The sequence below is a fragment of the Caproiciproducens sp. CPB-2 genome (assembly GCF_036287215.1).
GTDB lineage: Bacteria > Bacillota > Clostridia > Oscillospirales > Acutalibacteraceae > Caproiciproducens.
In genome coordinates, this window is sequence record NZ_CP142860.1 from 215,701 (window position 1) to 237,079 (window position 21,379).

The window sequence follows — 21,379 nt, forward strand, 5'->3', positions numbered from 1 at the left end:
CTACAGCATTTTCAGTCGATTTTACGACAAGATTGTGTTCCTCCCCCGCCTTCGGCGGGGGAGGAACACATTTTGTCTCGTAAACTGAAATAAAACTAATATATTATGAATATCATATCAAATTTTTACTGGAATCGCAACCCAATTGCATCCCATAACTTGACATAATACCCGCAACAAGGGTAAAATAACAGATATTAAGTTTATAAAGATTGAAAGGGAGTTTTGCATGAATGAAAGGAAGCTGGCCGCAGCGAAAATGGCGTCCCTTTCCGTTTATAAGGGCATTCTGAACCGCACGGTCCCCAAAGCATTTTATCGGCTTCTCTGGTCGGCGGACCGGTCCGAGGAGGAATTTCTGAACGCCTGGGGGGATTTTTTCGCCGTGCTTTGCGAGCGCGGGTACAGCGAAAACTTTGCCGGGTGCATGACCGGCACGGCGCTGTATGACGAAAACGCGTATTCCCTTGCCGCGGCGGCCGGAACCACCGGCTTTCCGCAGCCGCTGATGAACGCGGTGGAACGCGACCTGCGGATTATTCTGGATATTTCTTCGATCACCCCGGAGCAGCTTCTGAACGGCTGCGGGTTTGAACAGGACATTTCCCCGCTGCGTCTGCCCGGGTGGAAAACCGGCGAACCGGTGAGCGCGCTTCAGGGCGACCTGAAGGACAGCATCCGGAAGATGACGGAATATTACCGCGAAAACGGCTGCGGGATGTATGCCCGCTACCGCGCGTTTATCTGGCGGGATAAAAAAATCCAGCCGGTCGCGTATCCCGACAAAACGTCGCTTGCCGACCTGAAAGGGTACGAGCTGCAGCGCGGGCTGGCGACGGACAACACCCTTTCCTTTTTACAGGGGCTCCCCGCCAACAACTGCCTGCTGTACGGCGACCGCGGGACGGGAAAATCCTCCACGGTCAAGGCGCTGCTGAATGCCTATTACACAAGGGGCCTGCGGATGATTGAAATGCCGAAGGAATCCCTGATGGATTTTCCGCTTCTGGTCGATCAGATCGCCGCAATCCCGATGAAATTCATTATTTTTATCGACGATCTCTCTTTTTCGAAGCAGAACGATACTTATGCCGCGCTGAAGGCGGTGCTGGAGGGCGGTCTGGCGGCAAGGCCGGAAAACACGCTCATTTACGCCACCTCCAACCGCCGCCATCTGGTGCGGGAGACCTTTTCCGACCGGGAGGGCGACGAAGTCCACCGCGGCGACACCATGCAGGAAAGCCTTTCGCTGGCGGACCGCTTCGGACTTTCCATCAGCTTTACCCTGCCGGACAGGGAGCGCTATCTGGAGATTATCCGGCTGCTGGCAAGACAGCGGCGGCTGGAAGCGCACATGAGCGAGCTGGAAAAAGGGGCGGAGCGCTGGGCCACCGCGCGCGGCGGGCGTTCCCCGCGCTGCGCCAGGCAGTATATCGACGACGCGGAAGCGCGTATCAGGCGCGGACAGAAGATTTCATAAGAGACGGAAAGGAGCATACCATGCTGAAAAAAATAACGGCGGTATTTCTGTGTATCGCCATTGCCGCGGGGGCCCTTGCGGCCTGCGGGCCGAAAAACGATATCTCTTCCGGCGCCGGGACCAAGGATTTCCCGGTAACCATCGGGAACGTCACCATCAGTGAGGAACCGGCGGGGGTCGCGGTGCTTTCTCCGAACATTGCCGACGTGATTCTCGCGATCGGGTACGAAGCCCAGCTGAAGGCGAAGAGCGCGCAGTGCACCCAGAGCGACCTTTCCGTTTTGCCGGACGTGACTTTGGACGACGCGCAGAAAATCAAGGCCCTCGGGGCGCAGCTGGTATTTACCGACGCCAAGCCCACCGACGAACAGCTGTCCGCGCTGAACAAAGAAGGGATCGCGGTGCTCACCGTCGCGAAAGCGACCGGCAGGGAGGACCTGGACAGGCTTTATTCCCAGGTCGGCGCGGCCATGAAGGGCGCGAAAACCGGTTATGAAAAGGGCAGGAAAGTTTCTCAGGGGATTTTCCTTACCATTGACGATATCAGCCGCATTATCCCCTCCAGCGACACGCCGACCACCGTCGCGTATCTTTACGATACACAGGGCGGGGCCGTTACCGGCGACACTCTGGAGGGCAAGCTGATTGAATCCGCGGGGCTGGTCAACGCCGCTTCCGACGGTACGGGAAATCAGCTTTCCGCCGGCGCCCTGCTGCTGGCGGATCCGAAATACATATTCTGCCCGACCGGCTTAAAGGCAAAGCTGGCGGCGTCCGAGGAGTACAAAAAGCTCGGCGCGGTCAGGGAGGGCCGGGTTTACGAAATGGACCCGAACCGGATGCTCCTGCAGGGCAGGGGGATGATCGAGGCGGTCAGCTTCATGGCCGGAACCGTTTATCCGGAGCTTCTCGAAGGCACGGAGGCTTCCAGCGCGCCGTCCGTTTCGTCCAGCCCGTCTTCCTCCGGTACGGAATCCCAGCCTTCTGCCTCTACAGGCAATCAGAGCAGTTCCTCTTCCTCCGCTTCTTCCACGGCGGCGGGAAATACCAATCTTACGCTGAAAAAAGGCGATAAGAACGACGAGGTCCTGAAGATGCAGAACCGGCTGAAAGAGCTCGGCTATATGTTTGTGACCCCGACCGGCGAATTCGCCGAGGGCACCGAGCAGAGCGTGAAGGATTTCCAGCTGCTGAACGGACTTGTGGTCACCGGCGTTGCCGACCCGGAGATGCTGAAGCTGCTGTATTCGGCAAACCCGGTTCCGCGTAAGGATTGAGGAAAAACATAAAAGGCCTTGTACATTCTATATGTGAACCGCATCCCGTCAAGAGGACAATGAAAAACTATAAAAATTTTCTGGACAGTGGCGTAAGCTGCTGTCCACTTTTTATGCAGCAAGATAACGTTCGTATTTCTCCATCGGTGTGAGGACACCCAGATTACGTTGAACACGCCGGGTATTGTAATAGCGGATATAATCCTCAATCATCTGGATAAGAGCCTGTTTGCTGGTGAACCGTTTGCCGTAATAGCGTTCACGCTTCAGAATGCCCCAGAAGCCTTCCATTGGACCGTTGTCAATGCAGTGTGCCACGCGGGACATGCTTTGTGTCATACCGGCTTTGTCAATTTTGTGATGAAAAGTACGGTTCGTGTACTGGTATCCCCGGTCACTGTGAAACAGGGGATGTGCGTCCGGATTTTTCCCGACAGCTTTGTCAAAGGTCTTGAATACGAGAGGATTGTCATTACGCTCACTAATTACGAAAGCTACGATGCGCCTGTCATAGAGATCTAAAACAGCACTGAGGTAAACCTTGTGTACTTCAAGACCTTCGTACCACTTAAATTCAGTAACGTCGGTGAGCCACTTCTCATTCGGCTGAGAGGCGAAAAACTGGCGGTCAAGAAGGTTTTCGGCAAGATACTGCGGATTCTTTGCCTGCCTTGTGCAACCGTGGTTGTTGTACTTGATGGTGGATTTTATGTTCTTTGCCCGACAGATGCGAAGTACCCTCTTGTCATTGATGTGGATATCGTGGTCGTGTCGCAAATCATCGTTGATACGGCGGTAGCCTTTGTCTGGGCTTTCCATATGGATTTTCTCGATCTTTTCCGCAAGCCACTCGTTTTCGGCAATCCTGCGGCTTTGGTTCCCCGACGCCCATTTATTGTAGGCGGAACGGGCGACATGAAGTAGCTTACAGGCAGTCTCGATGGGATATCCCGCTTCCGCACGGCATTCTTTTATGGATGTGTAAATATGGCCTTGCCTTACTTGCGAGAGGCATCCCTCCTCTCCACCTCGTCCAATTTTTTTAGCAGGGCATTCTCCATTTCCGCCAGATACAGCTTGTGTTTAAGTTGTTCGATCTCAATTTGTGCCTGCTCCAACTCTGTGCGTGGTGCCTGATCTTTTTTTCGCTGCCCACGCCTATCCTGCAGACCAGCTTCACCCATTTTCTCAAAGTTCAGCGTCCAGGTGCGTGCCTGCTGGTAGCTTACATTATATTTAAGCGCCATCTCGCCGTAATTTTTACCGGATGCAATACAATCTTTCACGATTCGAATACGTTCATCTGGCGTTGTGCTGCGTGCTTTTCTCATGTAGCTTCCTCCTCCGGAATGCTTGACGGAGTTGAATTCTCCATGATTATTATACTTCTTTATCCAACATCGAAGTTGTTTTCTTGACCGGATTTTGTATTTCTCGCATATGGCGTGCTGACTACATCCGCCTGATAAATATTCCAGCACCGCTTGCTTTTTGAGCTCTTGGCTGTAGACGTGATTCTTTTTTCCTGACGCAAAGCCCAGAACTCCCTCTTGGCGATAAATCCGTGCCCAATCTGTTATGACATCAGGTGCGACTTCCGCCCGTTTCGCGGCTTCTTCCCTTGAGATATTTCCAGTTATATATTCCCGGGTGATTCTTACCTTTTTCGCAATTGCTATTTTTGACTTACTTGACATCAAAATGCTCCCTTCATGATCAACAGTGTTTTTCTTTTTCACTGTCTCTCATAAAGGGAGCATATCAATGAATGGTACAGGGCCTTTATTCACGAATAGGACCGTTTCTTCCGAGATACGGAAAACCGCCCCGCTGCACAACACAGCGGGGCGGATATTTTTTCAGAAGATGCTGCCCGCGCAGAGCAGCCTTCCGGGCAGGTCGGCCCGGTAATCCGGGGCCTTGGGGTCAAGGCTGTTGACGACGACCCCGTGGCAGTTGTTGCCCGCGGTCGCGTGGATGTACCGGCTGTCGCCGAGGTACATGGCAACGTGCCCGGGGAAAAACAGCAGGTCGCCTTCTTTGATCTCCTGGAAGGGGATTTCATGCATTGGAAATTCCGGCAGAATGTGCGCGTCGCGGCAGATCAGCACCCCGTTCATCAGATACGCCATGGAGCACAGGCCGCTGCAGTCGATGCCGAGCGGCGTTTTCCCGCCCCAGCGGTACTGTGTGCCGAAATAGCCGAGCGCGGTGTTTACCAGCGCCTTCCGCAGAGCGGGCTCATCTTTCTTGTCCCATGACGTGAGATGTTCCCCAAGGAACGCGCCCCAGGTAAAGCCCTCCCGCCCGTCGCAGAAGCGGACGCGCTGCCAGCCGTCCTCCGGCTGTCCCACGGGGCTCAGCAGGCCGCCGCGGGTCACTGAGCCCACCAAACGCCCCTGCACCTTCGGCTCGTCGAGCACGTCGGCGTAAGCCTGCAGGACCGTTTTTTTCGGGGCGGCGTTCCAGTCCCGGACAAGGCCTTCCCCAAAGCAAAGCGACGCGTCAATCACCCAGCCCTCGTAGCGGTAGTGCGTGCGCACGCGCGCCCATCCGTCCCGCCGTTCTAAAATTTCCACCGTCATGCCGCAGAGCGCCTCGTCGGTCAGCTCGCTGCTGCGGTCCGGCAGCGCCATGAGCGGCGCAATCGCCTCTTTTATCAGTGCGTATTCCATGTCATCCCTCTTTATAATAGTCGTAGACTTTGCGGGAAAGCCTGCCGATCAGCTTTTTGGACAGCGGGTTTTCTTCCGTATCGTCCGTGGAGTCGGTGACAAAGCATCCGAAATAATATTCGTGGCCGGGCAAGGAAAAGATGCCTGTGTCGTGATTCAGATAATTCAGCCCGCCGGTTTTGTGCGCGGCGGAGAAGTCCCGGTCGGCGATGTACCGCAGCGCCATGCTGAAATCGCGCTGGCGTTCCAGAATCCCCAGCGCGCGGCGGCAAAGCTCCGGCGTCAGGATCGAAGCGCGGCGCAGGCTCTGAAACACGGTCAGCTGGTCCTGCGCGCTGGTGTAATTGTTGTGGCCCTGTCTGATCGCCTCCCAGTCGAGCATTTTCCGCTCGAGAACGGTGGCTTCCAGCCCCAGCTTCCGGCAGTAGGCGTTTACGGCGTCCATACCCAGAAATTCGATCAGCACGTTGGTGGCGGTATTGTCGCTGTTGATGATCATCCAGGTGAGAAGCTCTTCCAGCGGGTATTCCCGCACGCCGCGGTCGAACACTTCGGTGTCGTCCAGAATTTCTTCCCCGGGCAGGCGGAGCATCTGCCCGACGGACAGTTTTCCGCTTTGTACCATGTCCAGCGCCGTCAGGAGGATGGGCGTTTTGATGGTGCTGGCCGAGACCACCCGGTCTTTCTCATGAAAGGAGAGCAGCGTTTCGTCCTGATCGAAGTCGTATACCAGAAGCGAAACCTTCGCGTTGATGTCCTGAATTTCGTTTTCCGCGTAATCACGCAGTGCATCCCGTTTCATATCATCCCTCCAATACCGTGATTTTTCCGGAGATGGAATTCATTTCGATTTCCTTTCCCAGCGGCAGGCTCATGCTGGGAAGGCTGTGCCCGCAGGCCAGATCCATCAGAGCGGGCTTGTGCTCCGGCACGAGCAGTTCTTCAAAAACCTGCTGCAGCGTCAGCGATTTCTGCGGGTCCTCCGCCGCGCAGCCGGTGAAGGAGCCGAGAAGGATCCCGGCACAGTCGCGGAATTTACCGGCCATTTTCAGGTGGTTCAGCATCCCGTCTATCCGGTACGGCTCTTCGTCCACGTCCTCAAGGAACAGGATTTTATCTTTGGTGTCGATTTCATAGCAGGTCCCGAGCGACGACGACACAAGCGACAGGTTGCCGCCGGTCAGGATTCCCCTTGCGCATCCGCCGACCAGCGTTTGAACCGGCATATTGTCCGGATTGCGCAGCTCGCCGGTTTTTCCGCCGAACAGCACCTTTTTCAGGCTGTCCGCCGTGTACTCGTCCATGCCCCGGTACCATTCCGTGGCGGGCATGGGGGTGTGGTAGGTGACCATGCGGCACTGCTGGTTCAAAACGATATGAAGCGAAGTGACGTCGCTGTAGCCGCAGAAGAATTTGGGATGCCTGCGGATGCTGTTCCAGTCGATCCGGTTCATCAGGCGCTGTGCGCCGTAGCCGCCGCGGATGCAGAGGATGCCGTCGATTTCCCCGTCCGCGAACGCCGCGTTGACGTCGTTGGCGCGAAGCAGGTCGTCCCCGGCCAGGTAGCCGTGCGCCCTGCGGCAGCTTTCAAAGATGACGGGCTTTAAGGAGAGCTCTTCCACCGCCCGGACCGCCGGGCCGAAGCGCTCCGGGGGAACCGGGCCGGCCGGGGCGATCAGCGCGACGCGCGCGCCCGGGAACAGTGGTTTCGGCGTAAACATGTTATCCCTCCAATAGTTTCCGGTACTCTTGCAGCTCGGGCTCGTTTGCCAGTACAAAATGGCCGGGCTCAATTTCGCACCAAACCGGTTTGTCGACCGAGTAATCGTGCATTTCGGGGTCGTACACCAGAAGCTGCTTGTTCTTTTCCGCGGCCGGGTCGGGCAGCGGAATCGCGGAAAGCAGCGCGCGGGTGTAGGGGTGCAGCGGGCGGGCGAACAGCTGCTCCGTTTCGGCCAGCTCCACCAGCACGCCCTTGCGGATGACCGCGACGCGGTCGGAAATAAAGCGGACGACGGAAAGGTCGTGCGCGATAAACAGATAGGTCAGCCCGCGCTTTTTCCGCAGCTCGGCAAGCAGGTTCAGCACCTGCGCGCGGATGGAAACGTCGAGCGCGCTGATGGGTTCGTCGGCAATGATAAAATCCGGCTGCATGATCAGCGCGCGCGCAATGCCGATGCGCTGCCGCTGCCCGCCGGAAAATTCGTGCGGGAACCGGCTGGCGAATTCGGGCAGCAGGCCCACGTCGGTCAGCGCACGGTCGACCTCCTCCCGCCGCTCCTTTTCGCTCAGGTGCCTTCCGCAGTTGTAAAGGCCCTCCGAGACGATATAGTCCACCTTGGCGCGCTCGTTCAGGCTCGCCATCGGGTCCTGAAAAATCATCTGGATGCGGCGCGTCAGCTCGCGGTCGAGCTCACGTGAAATCGGGCCGTTTATTTTTTGGCCTTTATACAGGATTTCCCCGCCGGAGGTGGGGTTGATCCGGATGATCGAGCGGCCGATGGTCGTTTTTCCGGAACCGGATTCCCCGACCAGCCCGAAGGTTTCTCCTTCCTGAATCGAAAAGCTCACGCCGTCCACGGCGACAAATTTCTGTTTTCTGGTGCCAAAAGTGACGGTAAGGTCCTTTACTTCCAGCAGCGGCGTTTTTTTCTCAGGCATGGCCGCTCACCTCCCGGTGCAGATTCCGGACGATTTCCGGCGGGTCTACCTTGGGCGCCCGCGGGTCCAGCAGCCAGGTGCGCGCCTTGTGGGTGGGGCTTACGTCAAAATACGGCGGACGCTTGACAAAGTCGATTTTCAGCGCGCGCGGGTTGCGCGGCGCGAACGCGTCGCCCTCGATGTGCGTGAACAGGTTCGGCGGGGCGCCCTTGATGGAGTACAGGTTTTCACCCTTGACGCCGAGCTGCGGCAGGGAGGAGAGCAGCGCCCAGGTGTACGGGTGGCGGGGATTGTAGAACACTTCCTCGCATTTCCCGATTTCCACGATGTCGCCCGCGTACATGACCGCGATGCGGTCGGCCACGTTGGCGACCACGCCCAGGTCATGGGTAATATAAATCGTCGTCAGATCGTATTTATCCTTTAAATCCTTGAGCAGCTTCAGAATCTGCGCCTGAATGGTCACGTCCAGCGCGGTGGTCGGCTCGTCGCAGATCAGGATTTTCGGCTTGCACGCGACGGCGCTGGCGATGACCACGCGCTGGCGCATGCCGCCGGAAAATTCATGGGGATACTGGTGCATCCGGTTTTGGGCGTCGGAAATGCCGACGTCCTCCAGAATGGAAACCGCCGCCGCTTTCGCTTCGGCCCCTTTCAGCCCCTGATGCAGCTCGACCGCCTCGCAGACCTGGTAGCCGATGGTCTTGAGCGGGTTCAGGCTGGTCATCGGGTCCTGCAGCACCATGGCGATCTCTTTGCCGCGCACCGCGAGCCACTCCTTTTCGGTTTTCAGCTTGCTCAGGTCCTTGCCGTCATAAAGGATTTCTCCGTTTGTAATCGTGCCGTTCGCATCCAGAAGGCCCATAAAGGTTTTGACCAGGACGGACTTGCCGGAGCCGGATTCCCCGACGATCGCAAGGCTTTCCCTTTTATAAAGATCGAGCGATATTCCGCGGATTGCGTGAAGAATGCGCCCGCGAAGATTGAATTTTACTTCCAGGTCTTTTACGGAAAGAATGACTTCCTGTTCCATTCTTCAGCCTCCTTAAACATGGTTTTTCGGGTCGGACGCGTCCGCGAACGCATTGCCGATGATATAAAACGAAATCGTGACGACGGAAAGCGCGATTGCCGGGAAAAACAGCTGGTACCGCAGCGCGGGGGAGGTCATCAGCACGCGGCCCTCGTTGATGAGGTTGCCGAGCGACGGGATGCTGACCGGAAGCCCCAGCCCGATATAGGTGAGGAACACCTCGTTGCCGATGGCGGCGGGAATCGCCAGCGCCATGCGCAGCATAATGACGGATACGAGATACGGCAGCAGGTTTTTCAGGATAATGCGGCGCGTCGGCGTGCCGAGGCAGCGGGAGGCCAGATTGTAGTCCCGGTCGCGGATGATCAGGATCTGGTTGCGGATAAACCGCGCCATGTCGAGCCACCCGGTCAGGCACATGGCGAACACCAGCGTCGGGATGCTGGGCCGCATAATGTAGGAGAACAAGATCAGGACGACGGTCTGGGGAATATTGTCCAGCACATTGTAAATTTCGGTGAATAACCGGTCAAGCTTACGGACGTAGCCCCAGAGAACGCCCATCAGGATGCCGAGCACCGCCTCGCTGAGCGCGACGGCGAAACCGATCAGCAGCGAAGTGCGCGTGCCGCTCCAGACGCGGCTCCACAGATCCTGCCCGATGGAGTTGGTGCCGAACCAGAATTCCCCGCCGGGCTGCAGGTTCCTCAGCTGCAAACCGTCTGCGCCGTTGAAAATTTCCGTCGCGGAGCGCTGGCCGGGGATCATCGGCTGGATAAAGGTGAACAGGAGGATGGCTCCTATTAAAATCAGCAGGGACAGAGCGACCCTGTTTTTCAGAAAGACCTGAAAGGTGGAGCGCCAGTAGGAGTAGTCCGAGTAACCGGAGCGCTCCGCGGCGGCCTCGTCAAAGCCCGCAAAGGTGAACAGCTCGTCGTCGCTCAGCTCTTTGAGGGACCGGTTGATGCTGTCTTCCACAGCGGCGGATTTTCTGTGTCTCAGGGCCATTACCGTGCACCTCCCTTTTTCACAAAGCTGATGCGCGGGTCCATCAGGTTCATCAGGATATCGCCGAGCAGCAGGCCCACAATGCCCACCGCGGAGTAGATCAGCACCAGCGCCTGCACCATGTTGTTGTCCTGGCGCTGGATGACGTTGACCAGAAGGCCGCCCATGCCGGGGACCGAATACAGCGATTCAATATAGATGGAACCGGCGATGGTGTACAGCAGGGAGGTGGGAAGATACTGCACCATCGGCACGAACGCATTGCGGAACACGTGATTCTTCATGATGGATTTGCTGTCCACGCCCTTCGCGCGCGCAAGCCGTATGTAATCCTTGTTCAGCTCGTCGACCATGTACCGCCTGAGCCACATAGCGTAATAGGCGATGTTGCCGAGCGACAGCGACACGGTCGGAAGGATCCAGCTGACCGGGTTCGCGGCGCTGAACAGGATCGGCAGGCCGAGCCAGTCGGTAAAGTAGAGCTGTACCAGAAGGTAGTAAACGGCGGCGGGTACGGCGGTGATGAATACGATGAACGCGGTGCCGAATTTATCCCAGAAGCCGCTTTTGCTGCGCGCCATGGCGGTGCCGAGCGGAAGGCCCAGCAAAAGGGCGATCGCCATGGAGGCGAGACCCATATAGACGGATACCGGCGCTTTCGACGCAATGATCTCCATGACCGGCACGTTGGGGCGGTAGATCAGCGAATTGCCCAGGCTGCCGTGGAAAAGCCGGATGTAGAAGTTCTTGAGCTGGATCGGCAGCGGGTCGAGAAGCCCCATGCTCTGCAGGGCGGTGTGAATCTGGTTTTTATCCAGCTTGTCGAAATTCTGGAAGTAGCCCTCGATCGGCATCAGCCTCATCAGGGAAAACACAATGGTGATGATGATAAACAGGGTGATCAGGGACTGTGCCAGCCGTTTGGCTGTGTATTTTAACATGGCAATGCTCCTTTGCGGCAGGATATGAGAATGGCCGTTCCCCGGAATGCCCATTCTCATATCCTATCGATCAAAAATAGGAATAATGGCTCCGCCGCGCTTCAACGGAGCCATTATTCTTTCGTTTATCCTTTTAGGAATGCATTATTTCTTTGCTTTGGCAAGCGCGGCCGCGCGCTCTTCGTCCCATTTCTTTTCCGCGGCGTAGAATTCATCCATGCTCATGGGCTTTTCAAGCAGATGCTGTCCCTTGTAGCGAAGGATGGAAACACCGAACGGAGCGTACTGGTAATCGAATTCATTCCTCTTGGTGACCTGGTATCCGTCGGTGTTCAGGCCGTAGGGAATGACGAACGCGTTGTTGATAAGGAAGGCTTCCGCCTTGGCAAACGCGTTGTAGCGCTTGTCGAGGTCGGTGGATTCCGCAATCGCGGCGTTATACAGGTTGGTGTAGGTCTTATTGCCGTCGGCGTCGGTGTAACCCTGCGCCTTTTCGGGCCAGTTGTAGTTGCCGCCGCCCTCGCCGTTCGCGTCGTTCGGCTGGAACGGGTCGGTAAAGGTCTGCGGGTCGGCGTAGTCGGGGCCGAAGTTGACCTTCATCAGCGCGTATTTTCCGGCGCGGCGCGTAGCGGAAAGGAACCCGGTCGACGGGCCGGCCTCGGGGATAATATCGATGTAATCCTTGCCGAGCAGGCCCTCGAGCTGCTGCTCGACCACCTGGCACTCTTTATCCCAGTTGGCGGTGGTCGGATTGTACGGCATCAGAATCTTGACCGGCAGGGTCGCGCCCGCGGCCTTCAGCTCCGTTTTTGCCTTTTCGGCGTATTTTTTGGCTTCGTCCGCCTGGAAGGAATCGCGGGCGGTGATCGCTTTCAGGTCGCCGATATTGGTGTAGTCCGTACCGTCCAGATCGACCAGAGCGGGCGGGGTGACCGTGTTCAGAAGCTGTTTATCCGGATTGTACGGTTCCGCGACGGCAAGCGCCTTGATGCGGTCAAGGCCGTAGAAGATGGATTTGCGGAAATCCTCGTTGTTGACGGCCTTGGTCCAGTTGTCCGGCTCGTACTGCGCGTCGAACTTCGGATTGAAGTTGAAGGCGTAGAAGTAGGAGTAGCACTGGCTGCGGCTCGGGCTGACCAGATTCTTGGTGGAATCGTCTTTCATCCACTGGTCGAGAATATCGGAGGAAATATAGGCCTGATCGATTTCCCCGCGCTTATACATCTCCGGCGCGAGGGTGTTCTTTTCCTTGTTATAGGTTTCGGTAATGGTGCCGATGTAGACCTTGTCTTTATCCCAGTATTTGTCGTTCTTGGTATAGACGTGGGAGACCTGGGGCTCATAGGTGGTCAGAAGATACGCGCCGTTGTACAGAAGGCTGGTATTGTCGACTCCGAAACTGGCGCCTTTTTCCTTCAGAAAATCGCCGTTCGCCGGCAAAAAGCAGACGTAAACAAGCATGGAAAGGAAATACGGGGTCGGCTTTTTCAGCGTGTAAACCAGCGTGCTGTCGTCGGCAGCCTTGACGCCGACCTGTGAAAAGTCCGTGATCTTCTTATTATAGTAGTCCTCCGCGTTTTTGACCACGCTGTAAAAAATATTCGCGGTTTCCGATTGATAGGTGTCCGTCAGAAGATACTGGGCGGCGTCCACGAAGTCCTGCGCCTTCACGTCGGCGACCTCCTTGCCGGTGCTGTCCACCCATTTTACGCCCTTGCGCAGGTGGAAGGTCCAGGTGAGCTGGTCATCGCTGGTTTCCCATGTTTCCGCAAGGCCGGGCTGTACGACGCCGTACTTGTCGTACTCGATCAGGCCGTCCACACAGTTGGCCGCGACCGCCTGTTCGGTCTGGCTGCCGGAAATCAGATAATTCATGGTCGTGAATTCCTCGGAATAAAGCTTGCGGTAGTTTTCGGACGAGTCCCCGGCTTTCTGGCCGCATCCCGCCAGCGTGCCGAGCAGCATGGCCGCGCACAGCAGCATTGATAACAGCTTTTTCATCGTTTATCCTCTTTTCTCTCTTAATGATAGACCCTACAGTACTTCCGGTTGATTCTGCAACAAGCTTGCGTTTCACAGATTGAAATGGAATTGCTGTAGGCTGCCTGTTATGATAAAAGGACGGCCGGTGCCTTATTTACCGTCCTCTTTAAATGCGGGAACGGTCTGAATCCCAATACCGGGAAGGTCATTCATGACGATCCGGTTTTCCAGAAAATCCGGGCCGCCCTCAAACGGGTCGGTTCTGCACAGGGACGGTCCGTCCAGGTCGGCGCGGGTGATAATGCCCTTCGCCGCGGCAAGGTGCGCCGCCGCGCTGACAGCCAGCTTGCTTTCCAGCATGCAGCCGATCATGCACTCCACGCCGTAGGTCTCCGCGATCGCGCAGATTTTCAGAGCGCCGTAAATGCCCCCGGTTTTCATCAGCTTGATATTGATCAGGTCCGCCGCGCCCGTGCGGATGATCTCCACCGCGTCCTCGGCGGAAAACACGCTTTCGTCCGCCAGAATGGGGGTGGAAACAGCCTGCGTCACGGCGCGCATTCCGTTGAGGTCGTGCGCCTTCACCGGCTGCTCGCACAGCTCGATGTCCAGCCCGCGGTCCTCCATCGCGGTCAGGATGCGGACGGCTTCCTTGGCGGTCCAGCCCTGGTTTGCGTCCACGCGGATTTTCACGTCCTTGCCCACCGCTTCGCGGATGGCAGCGATGCGTTCAATATCCTTTACGCCTTCCTTGCCGACCTTCGTCTTTAAAATGCGGTAGCCGCGCTTCACCGCGTCCACGCTGTCGCGCACCATCTCGCCGACCGGGTTGACGCTGATGGTCAGATCGGTCTCCAGCTCTTTGCGGTACCCGCCCAGAAGCCGGTAGAGCGGCGCTTTGTAGCGTTTTCCGTACAGGTCGTAAAGCGCCATGTCCACACAGGCCTTGGCGCTGGTGTTCTTCTGGATGCAGGAGTGCAGCTTCTCCATGATTCCGTCCATATTTTCGATTTCCATGCCCAGAATGGCCGGGCGGATAAAATCGCGGACGGCGCAGACGACGGAGCCCTTCGTGTCGCCGGTAATCACCGCGGTCGGCGGCGCTTCGCCGTATCCGACTTCCCCGGTGTCGGCGGTAATTCTGACCACGATGTCCTCCACGTTTTCCACTGTGCGAAGAGCGGTTTTGAAGGGAGTTGCCAGCGGGATAAAAATCTCGCCGATCTCTATTTCCTTTATTTTCAAGAAAGGGCCTCCTCCGGCATTCCATCATTTATTCTGAATAATGCAATTTTTCAATTATGAAAATTCATACATCGGTAATTATATCACTGTAAGGCATTTTTGTAAAGGTGAGAAAGGGAAAAAATGACGCCTGTAACGGGAGGAAATTCATTACAGCTTTGTTATCAAATCCGCCCGAAAACCCGTTTCCGGCCTGAAGATCAGCATTCCGGCTGCAGGTCGTACAGCAGCTTGGTGATGTCCTGGATTGCCCTTTCAAAGAGCGGAACGTCCGTTTCGTTCGAACAGAAGCACGCCACAAAGGGCTGGGGCGCGAACACGATTCCGACGTCGTGGGTAATGCCGCCGTCCTCGCCGGTCTTGTGCGCAATTTTGACTTTTCCCTTGAAATGAAACGGCATTTTTCCATTTAAGCGCTGGTTCGTCAATATGGAAATCATTTCCTGAGAGGCCTTCGGCGAAATCAGCTCCCCGCGGAACATCTTCTCGAGCAAAAGGCCGATTTCCTTTGCGCAGATCCTGTTTTCCCTGCCCGCCGCGGATGCTTCGGCGTCAAAAAGCAGGCGGTTGACGGTGGTGACGTTCAGGCCGAGGCCCCGCATGCGCCGGTTGATGTTTTTCATGCCGAATTTTTTGATCAGCAGGTTGGTGGCGGTGTTGTCGCTCAGAATGATCATTAAGGTATATAGGTCCTCCAGCGTCACTTCCAGGCCGGTGTGCATGTAGTTCAGCGCGCCGCAGGAGGGCAGCTTGTCTTCCTCCCGAATCCGGTAAAGCTCGTTTTTGTCGGCCGCGCCGGCTTCCAGCCGCGCGAAGACCTCCGCCAGCACGGGGATTTTGATGACGCTCGCGGCGATCATCGGCTCTTCGGAGCGAACCTCCCATTCCACGCCGGTCGTCAGATTTTTATAATAGAATCCGGTTTTGCCCGGGATCCCGTTCAGAATTTCAAGGATCTGTCCGTTCATGTTTTCCGCTTCCCAACCCGTATTTTTTCCTCCCTATTATAGCTGTTTTCTCCGCCCGGCACAACAAAAATTTCGTCGGGAGGTATGCTTGGGCCGCGGAAAGGAGACGCGTTCCTGTTCAGGTCACAAAAACCGTCGCTTTCTTTGAATTTTCTTCCAGTTTTTATAAAAAATAACCAATATATTTTAGGGAATCGCCTGCGGTTTGGAGAAATCTGTGAAGAAATTTAATAGAAGAGAAAAGAAAATCATATGGATTTTTTCGGTTACGGCAGTTATACTATCCAATAGAACGATGCAAACGTCTTGAAATTTGTGCAATAGCACAAGAAATAAAGACTTTGCGAACAGAACAATCAAAAAGAAAGTAGGGGATTTTTCAATGAAGAAAATTGTTGCATTGATTCTGGCCACATTGATGATGGCCTCAGCAGCAGCAGGCTGCGCAAATGCACCGGCGGAAAGCAAAGCGGCGGAGAGCAAAGCAGCGGAGAGCGCGGCGGAAAGCAAAGCGGATGCGTCCGATGTGAACGTCGGCGTCTGCATCTACAAATTCGACGATACTTTCATGACGGGCGTCCGCAATAACATGACTGCTCAGTCAGATTCGTTAGGTGCGAAGCTCGACATCGTGGATTCCCAGAACAAACAGCCGACCCAGAACGAGCAGGTCGATACCTTTATCACCAAGGGCGTTACGGCGCTCGCCGTCAACCCGGTTGACCGCACCGCGGCCGCCCCGCTGGTAGAAAAAGCAAAAGCGGCAAGCCTTCCGATCGTGTTCCTGAATCGTGAGCCGGAAGCGGACGTCATGAAGAGCTACGACAAGGTTTGGTACGTAGGCGCAAAGGCGGAGCAGTCCGGCACAATGTCCGGCGAACTGATCGCCGATTACTTCAAGGCGAATAAAGACGCCGACAAGAACGGCGACGGCAAAGTCCAGTATGTGATGCTGCAGGGCGAGCCGGGCCATCAGGACGCCACGCTGCGCACACAGTATTCCGTACAGGCGATTAAAGACGCGGGCTTCGAGCCGGTAAAACTGGCTGCCGATACCGCAATGTGGGATAAAGTAAAAGCGACCGATCTGATGAACACCTTCATTTCCTCCCAGGGCCTTGACAAGATCGAAGCCGTTCTCGCCAACAACGACGACATGGCTCTCGGCGCAATCGAAGCTCTGAAAGCACAGGGCTACAACAAGGGCGACAAATCCAAGTATATTCCGGTCGTCGGTGTTGACGCTACCGCTCCCGCACTGGAAGCAATGGCGGACGGCTCTCTGCTCGGCACCGTGCTGAACGACGGCGAGAACCAGGGCAAAGCGACCGTGAACATCGCAGTTGCAGCCGCTCAGGGCAAAGAGATCAACAAAGAAACAGCCGGCTACGAAGTAACGGACGGCAAATATGTATGGATTCCTTATGTTAAGGTAACGGCTGAGAACTACAAAGATTTCCAGAAATAATTTCAACTAATTCTCGGCTGAATTAGTAGTTTCAGGGGTTACTGTTCAACGGGGAATGACGAAGCGGACGCTTTGCGTTCCCCGTTGATTTTAGCAAAAAGGAGGAATGGTGTATGGGCGAATATGTGTTGGAGATGAAGAACATTACCAAAGTGTTTCCCGGCGTAAAGGCGCTGGACAACGTCAGTCTGAACGTGCGGCCGGGCAGCGTGCACGCGCTGATGGGCGAAAACGGTGCCGGGAAGTCCACCCTGATGAAATGCCTTTTCGGAATCTACCAGGAAGACGACGGAGAGATCGTTTTGGACGGGAAAAGGGAAAATATTACAAGCTCAAAGCAGGCGCTCGATCTGGGCGTATCCATGATTCACCAGGAGCTGCACCCCATTCGTTTCAGGCCGGTTATGGAAAACATCTGGCTGGGGCGTTTCCCGATGAGAGGAATTGCGGTCGACCGCAGGGCCATGATCCGCAAAACCAGGGATCTTTTTAAGGAGATTGACCTGGACGTCAATCCGGAGGTACTCGCCGGCAGCCTTTCCGCTTCCAACCTGCAGCTGGTTGAGATTGCGAAAGCTGTCAGCTACAATTCGAAGATAATTATCATGGATGAACCGACATCATCCTTGACGGATAATGAAACGGAACATCTTTTTAAAATTATACGTCAGCTGAAGGCCAAGGGCTGCGCCATCATCTACATATCGCATAAGATGGAGGAAATCCTGAAAATTGCGGACGAGGTCACCATCATGCGTGACGGACAGGGTGTCGGCACATGGCCCTCCAGCGAGCTGACCACCGACCTGATCATCAGCAGAATGGTCGGCCGGGATATGACAAACCGCTTCCCCCCCAGGACCCATACCCCGGGATCCGAGGTCGTATTCAAGGTCAGCGATCTGTGCTCCCCTCTTCCCAAATCGTTCCAGCATGTCAGCTTTGAGCTGCACAGGGGCGAAATCCTCGGAATCGGCGGTCTGGTCGGCGCGCAGCGCACCGAGCTGGTGGAGGCGCTGTTCGGGCTGAGAGCCATTGAATCCGGTACGGTGGAAAAGGACGGCCAGGGATTCAAAGTAAAATCCGTGGCGGACGCGAAAAAACACGGAATCGCACTTTTAACGGAGGAACGCCGCGCAACGGGCGTGTTTGGAATCCTTTCCGTTCTGGACAATACGGTCATCGCCAGCCAGAAGGATTACGCGAAAAGCGGCGTGCTCCAGCAGGGCCGGCGGCAGAAAGCGGCGAAGGAAGCCAACCAGCAGCTGAACGTCAAGACCCCCACGCTGGAAACCCTGATGCAGAACCTGTCGGGCGGCAATCAGCAAAAGGTTCTGATCGCGCGCTGGCTGCTCACGCATCCGGATATCCTGATTCTGGACGAACCGACCCGCGGGATCGACGTCGGCGCAAAATATGAAATCTATACGATTATGCTGGATTTGATCCGGCAGGGAAAATCAATCATCATGATTTCTTCCGAAATGCCCGAGCTGTTGGGCATGTCTGACAGGGTTATGGTCATGTGCGAAGGCAGGGTTTCAGGAATGCTGAACCGTGACGAAGCCAATCAGATCGAGGTTATGCGCCTGGCGACAAAATTCGTCCAGTAGTGTTAAAATTGAAAGTGAGGTTGCGTATGATGCAAGGAGAGAAAGTCATCCCCCGGCAAAAATTTGCCATCATTTACATAGTTGTCGGCCTTGTGGTTGCGGCTATCGGCGCCGTCCTGAAGCTTGCGGTCTATAACAAGAAAATGTATGATATGCCTCTGATCCTGATCGGCATCGGCGTCATCCTGTGTATTTACGCGGGAATGCAGATGCTCAGCTCAGAGCGTCTGGGAGAGGTCGTGCTTTCGGGAAAAGCGGCAAAGACCTTCCTGACAAACAACGCGATTATCCTCGCGCTGCTGGCGCTGGTGGTCGTCATCATCTTTATTGAGCCCCGTTTCATGCAGATCAAGGTTCTGCTCGATATCATGACGCAGTCGTCCACAAGGCTGATTATCGCCCTGGGCATCTGCTTTACCCTGCTGATTGCGGGCACCGACCTTTCCGCAGGCCGTATGGTCGGGCTTGCGGCGGTCATTTCCACATCGCTGATGCAGACGGAAACCTACGCGAACCGGTTTTATCCCAATCTTCCGCAGATCCCGGTGATCGTTTCCATTGTCGCGGCAGTGGTGGCGTGTCTGCTGTTCGGCGTTTTAAACGGCTATCTGGTCGCCCGGTTCGACATGCATCCGTTTATCGCGACCCTGGCCGTACAGGTTATCATTTACGGCGCGTGTTCCCTGTACTTCGATTTGCCCCCGAACAATTCCCAGCCGATCGGCGGCATCCGCCCGGATTTTGCGGCGCTTGGCCAGACAAAGCTGTTCAAATCCTTTTTCGGCGGGTTCTCCGTGCTGATTCCGATTGCGCTTTTGACCACCTGTATTATCTGGTTCGTACTCAATAAAACGGTGTTCGGCAAAAATGTCTATGCCATCGGCGGCAACCGCGAGGCGGCCATCGTTTCGGGCGTCAACGTATTTGCCACCATCATGTGTATCTTTATTCTTGCCAGCGGCCTTTACGGCGTTGGCGGCGTACTGGAAGCGGCGAGAACCGCGGGAGCTACGAATAACTACGGCAACGGCTATGAGCTGGACGCCATCGCGGCCTGTGTGGTCGGCGGCGTTTCGCTCAACGGCGGTGTCGGCAAGATCCGCGGGATTGTAACCGGCGTTTTGATCTTTACCGTTATTCAGTATGGCCTTCAGTTCATCAACGTAAGCCCGATGTGGCAGCAGATCATCAAGGGCATCATTATTGCCGTCGCTGTCGCAATCGATCTTTCCAAGTACAGAAAGAAATGATTTCTCCGTTTTTACGTCTCATACTATTCCCGCGAACGGCCCGTGCAGAAAAACTGCGCGGGCCGTTCGCGCTCAGTTATCGATTGCACATCCGGCAAAAAAATGGTACAATAGTCACAGTTACAGTACCGATTGGAGTGAAAATTTTATGGCACTTTACCGTGTTCTTCTTGTGGATGACGAAGAAGAAATACGAGAAGGCATTATTCGCAAGATAGATTGGGCCCGCTTGGGGTACACCATTGTCGGCGACGCGGAAAACGGCCTGGAAGCCCTGGAGAAGGCGGAGCATCTTCACCCGGACGTCGTCATGACGGACATTAAAATGCCGTTTATGGACGGGCTTGAGCTGGGGGAACGCCTGCGGGTGGTCCTGCCGTCGGCAAAGCTGATCATCTTTTCCGGGTTCGACGATTTCGAATACGCCCAGAAGGCGATCAAGATCAATGTGGCGGAATACGTCCTCAAACCGATCAATTCCAATGAGCTGACGGAAACGCTGAAAAAGCTGAAGCAGCAGCTTGACCGGGAGTTCGCGGAAAAGCGCGACGTGGAAACGCTGCGCAGAAATTATATGGACAGCCTCCCCGTCATGCGGGAGCAGTTTTTGGTCGGCCTGATCGAGGGCCGGATTTCCGAGGAGCGGCTGCGCGCGCAGGTACCGCTTCTGCAGATCGACCTGACGGTGGCCGACCAGTGGGCGGTTGCGCTTGTCCGGGCGGATTCCGCGCCGAAGGCCGACGCGGCCCTTCACGGGGAAGAGGAGCTGATCCCGATCTCCCTGAAATGCACCGTGGATGAAATTCTGGGGAATTACTGTGGATTTACGGGCTTTCTTTACTCCGACTGCGTTGCGGTCATTGCGGAGCTGAAGCCGGAAAGCGGCATCGATTCCCTGATTAACGGAATGAACCAGGTGTGCAAGTCCGCTGAGCGGGTTCTCGGCGTGAAGGTCATGGCCGGGGTGGGCACGGTGTGTTCCACTTTGACGGAAATCCGCCATTCCTACCGGGAAGCGCAGAACGCGCTGGACTACAGCGCGGCCATGGGCTCCGGAAAGGCCATTTATATTGCGGATGTCGAGCCGGAAACCTCCGTCCGGCTCCAGTTCGACGAGCACGACGAGCGGGAAATCACCAACGCGATCAAGATGGGCTCCGAGCAGGAAATCGCCGACCGGATCAACGCGCTTTTCACGCGCTTTGAAACGCTGCTGCTTCCGCTCAGCCAGTATCAGATCTATGTCATGGAGATGATGACCTCCCTGCTGAAGGTCATGCACGCGTACGAACTGAGCACGGAAGAAATTTTCGGCGTGGATTTCAATTACGTCAACACCATCGCGTCCCTGCATTCGCCGGCTGAGATGAAGCAGTGGTGCACGGATTCCTGTACCAAAATCAGCACGCTGATCAAGCGCGAGCGCGTGGATTCCACCAAGCTGCTTGCGCAGAACGCAAAGCAGTATATTGCGGGGCATTATCAGAACAGCGATCTTTCCGTGGAAAGCCTCTGCTCGTTTCTGCACGTCAGCCCCGCCTACTTTTCGACGGTCTTTAAGCGGGAGACCGGCATGAGCTTTGTCGCTTATCTGACGGAGGTGCGCCTGCAGGAGGCGGTCAACCTTCTGAATACCACCGGAGACAAAACTTATGTCATTGCGGGCAAGGTGGGTTATACCGAGCCGAACTATTTCAGCTATGTCTTTAAAAAGAAATTTGGTGTGTCGCCATCAAAATACAGAAGCAACTGAAGCGTAGGCGAAATGCCGCGCCGT

The 21,379-nt window shown here is 55.7% G+C and carries 18 protein-coding genes; 6 read left to right on the forward strand and 12 right to left on the reverse strand.

Annotated elements, in window-relative coordinates:
- Window positions 1–229: 229 nt before the first annotated feature.
- The gene (locus VXK30_RS01060; RefSeq protein ID WP_275714739.1) at window positions 230–1,480 is read left to right on the forward strand and encodes an ATP-binding protein; all 1,251 of its coding nucleotides are present in this window, start codon (window positions 230–232) and stop codon (window positions 1,478–1,480) included.
- Between the two features lie 20 nt (window positions 1,481–1,500).
- Window positions 1,501–2,757 carry a peptidoglycan-binding protein gene (locus VXK30_RS01065; RefSeq protein ID WP_275714737.1) on the forward strand — a complete coding sequence of 419 codons (1,257 nt, stop codon included), beginning with the start codon at window positions 1,501–1,503 and terminating at the stop codon, window positions 2,755–2,757.
- 111 nt (window positions 2,758–2,868) lie between these two features.
- Here the strand turns inward: VXK30_RS01065 and VXK30_RS01070 are convergent, their stop codons facing one another.
- The 12 genes from VXK30_RS01070 to VXK30_RS01125 all read right to left on the reverse strand — a co-directional run bounded on the left by VXK30_RS01070 (window position 2,869) and on the right by VXK30_RS01125 (window position 15,271).
- A complete protein-coding gene (locus VXK30_RS01070) occupies window positions 2,869–3,795 on the reverse strand; it encodes an IS3 family transposase (protein WP_329494549.1) in 927 nt (308 codons plus the stop codon).
- Window positions 3,756–4,496, reverse strand: coding sequence for a transposase (locus VXK30_RS01075; RefSeq protein WP_275718016.1), 741 nt, complete (start codon window positions 4,494–4,496; stop codon window positions 3,756–3,758). The genes VXK30_RS01070 and VXK30_RS01075 overlap by 40 nt, the downstream gene beginning before the upstream one ends.
- A 120-nt stretch (window positions 4,497–4,616) precedes the next feature.
- Window positions 4,617–5,432 (reverse strand): C40 family peptidase, encoded by an 816-nt coding sequence (locus VXK30_RS01080; RefSeq protein WP_275717757.1) that lies wholly within the window; start codon window positions 5,430–5,432, stop codon window positions 4,617–4,619.
- Window position 5,433: 1 nt separating this feature from the next.
- Window positions 5,434–6,234, reverse strand: coding sequence for a serine hydrolase (locus tag VXK30_RS01085; RefSeq protein ID WP_275717756.1), 801 nt, complete (start codon window positions 6,232–6,234; stop codon window positions 5,434–5,436).
- A gap of 1 nt (window position 6,235) precedes the next feature.
- A complete protein-coding gene (locus VXK30_RS01090) occupies window positions 6,236–7,153 on the reverse strand; it encodes a S66 peptidase family protein (RefSeq protein ID WP_275717755.1) in 918 nt (305 codons plus the stop codon).
- Window position 7,154: 1 nt separating this feature from the next.
- Window positions 7,155–8,093 (reverse strand): ATP-binding cassette domain-containing protein, encoded by a 939-nt coding sequence (locus VXK30_RS01095; protein ID WP_275717754.1) that lies wholly within the window; start codon window positions 8,091–8,093, stop codon window positions 7,155–7,157.
- Entirely contained in the window at window positions 8,086–9,126 is a 1,041-nt protein-coding gene (locus VXK30_RS01100; protein ID WP_329493938.1) for an ABC transporter ATP-binding protein, read from the reverse strand. The genes VXK30_RS01095 and VXK30_RS01100 overlap by 8 nt, the downstream gene beginning before the upstream one ends.
- Window positions 9,127–9,138: 12 nt before the next feature.
- Window positions 9,139–10,134: an ABC transporter permease gene (locus tag VXK30_RS01105; RefSeq protein ID WP_275717753.1), complete on the reverse strand. Its 996-nt coding sequence runs from the start codon at window positions 10,132–10,134 to the stop codon at window positions 9,139–9,141.
- The gene (locus tag VXK30_RS01110; RefSeq protein ID WP_275717752.1) at window positions 10,134–11,075 is read right to left on the reverse strand and encodes an ABC transporter permease; all 942 of its coding nucleotides are present in this window, start codon (window positions 11,073–11,075) and stop codon (window positions 10,134–10,136) included. The genes VXK30_RS01105 and VXK30_RS01110 overlap by 1 nt, the downstream gene beginning before the upstream one ends.
- A gap of 144 nt (window positions 11,076–11,219) precedes the next feature.
- Window positions 11,220–13,076, reverse strand: a complete 1,857-nt coding sequence (locus VXK30_RS01115) for a peptide ABC transporter substrate-binding protein (RefSeq protein ID WP_275717751.1) — start codon at window positions 13,074–13,076, stop codon at window positions 11,220–11,222.
- 132 nt (window positions 13,077–13,208) lie between these two features.
- Window positions 13,209–14,303, reverse strand: a complete 1,095-nt coding sequence (locus VXK30_RS01120) for a dipeptide epimerase (RefSeq protein ID WP_275717750.1) — start codon at window positions 14,301–14,303, stop codon at window positions 13,209–13,211.
- A gap of 200 nt (window positions 14,304–14,503) precedes the next feature.
- Window positions 14,504–15,271 (reverse strand): serine hydrolase, encoded by a 768-nt coding sequence (locus VXK30_RS01125; RefSeq protein ID WP_275717749.1) that lies wholly within the window; start codon window positions 15,269–15,271, stop codon window positions 14,504–14,506.
- Between the two features lie 382 nt (window positions 15,272–15,653).
- Between VXK30_RS01125 and VXK30_RS01130 the strand changes: the two genes are divergently transcribed.
- The 4 genes from VXK30_RS01130 to VXK30_RS01145 all read left to right on the forward strand — a co-directional run bounded on the left by VXK30_RS01130 (window position 15,654) and on the right by VXK30_RS01145 (window position 21,355).
- Window positions 15,654–16,739, forward strand: a complete 1,086-nt coding sequence (locus tag VXK30_RS01130; protein ID WP_275717748.1) for a galactose ABC transporter substrate-binding protein — start codon at window positions 15,654–15,656, stop codon at window positions 16,737–16,739.
- A 113-nt stretch (window positions 16,740–16,852) separates the two neighbouring features.
- Window positions 16,853–18,352: a sugar ABC transporter ATP-binding protein gene (locus VXK30_RS01135; protein ID WP_275717747.1), complete on the forward strand. Its 1,500-nt coding sequence runs from the start codon at window positions 16,853–16,855 to the stop codon at window positions 18,350–18,352.
- Between the two features lie 209 nt (window positions 18,353–18,561).
- Complete coding sequence (gene mglC / locus VXK30_RS01140; RefSeq protein ID WP_442877874.1) at window positions 18,562–19,602, forward strand: galactose/methyl galactoside ABC transporter permease MglC; 1,041 nt, start codon at window positions 18,562–18,564, stop codon at window positions 19,600–19,602.
- A gap of 148 nt (window positions 19,603–19,750) precedes the next feature.
- Window positions 19,751–21,355: a response regulator gene (locus tag VXK30_RS01145; RefSeq protein WP_275717746.1), complete on the forward strand. Its 1,605-nt coding sequence runs from the start codon at window positions 19,751–19,753 to the stop codon at window positions 21,353–21,355.
- Window positions 21,356–21,379 lie beyond the last annotated feature (24 nt).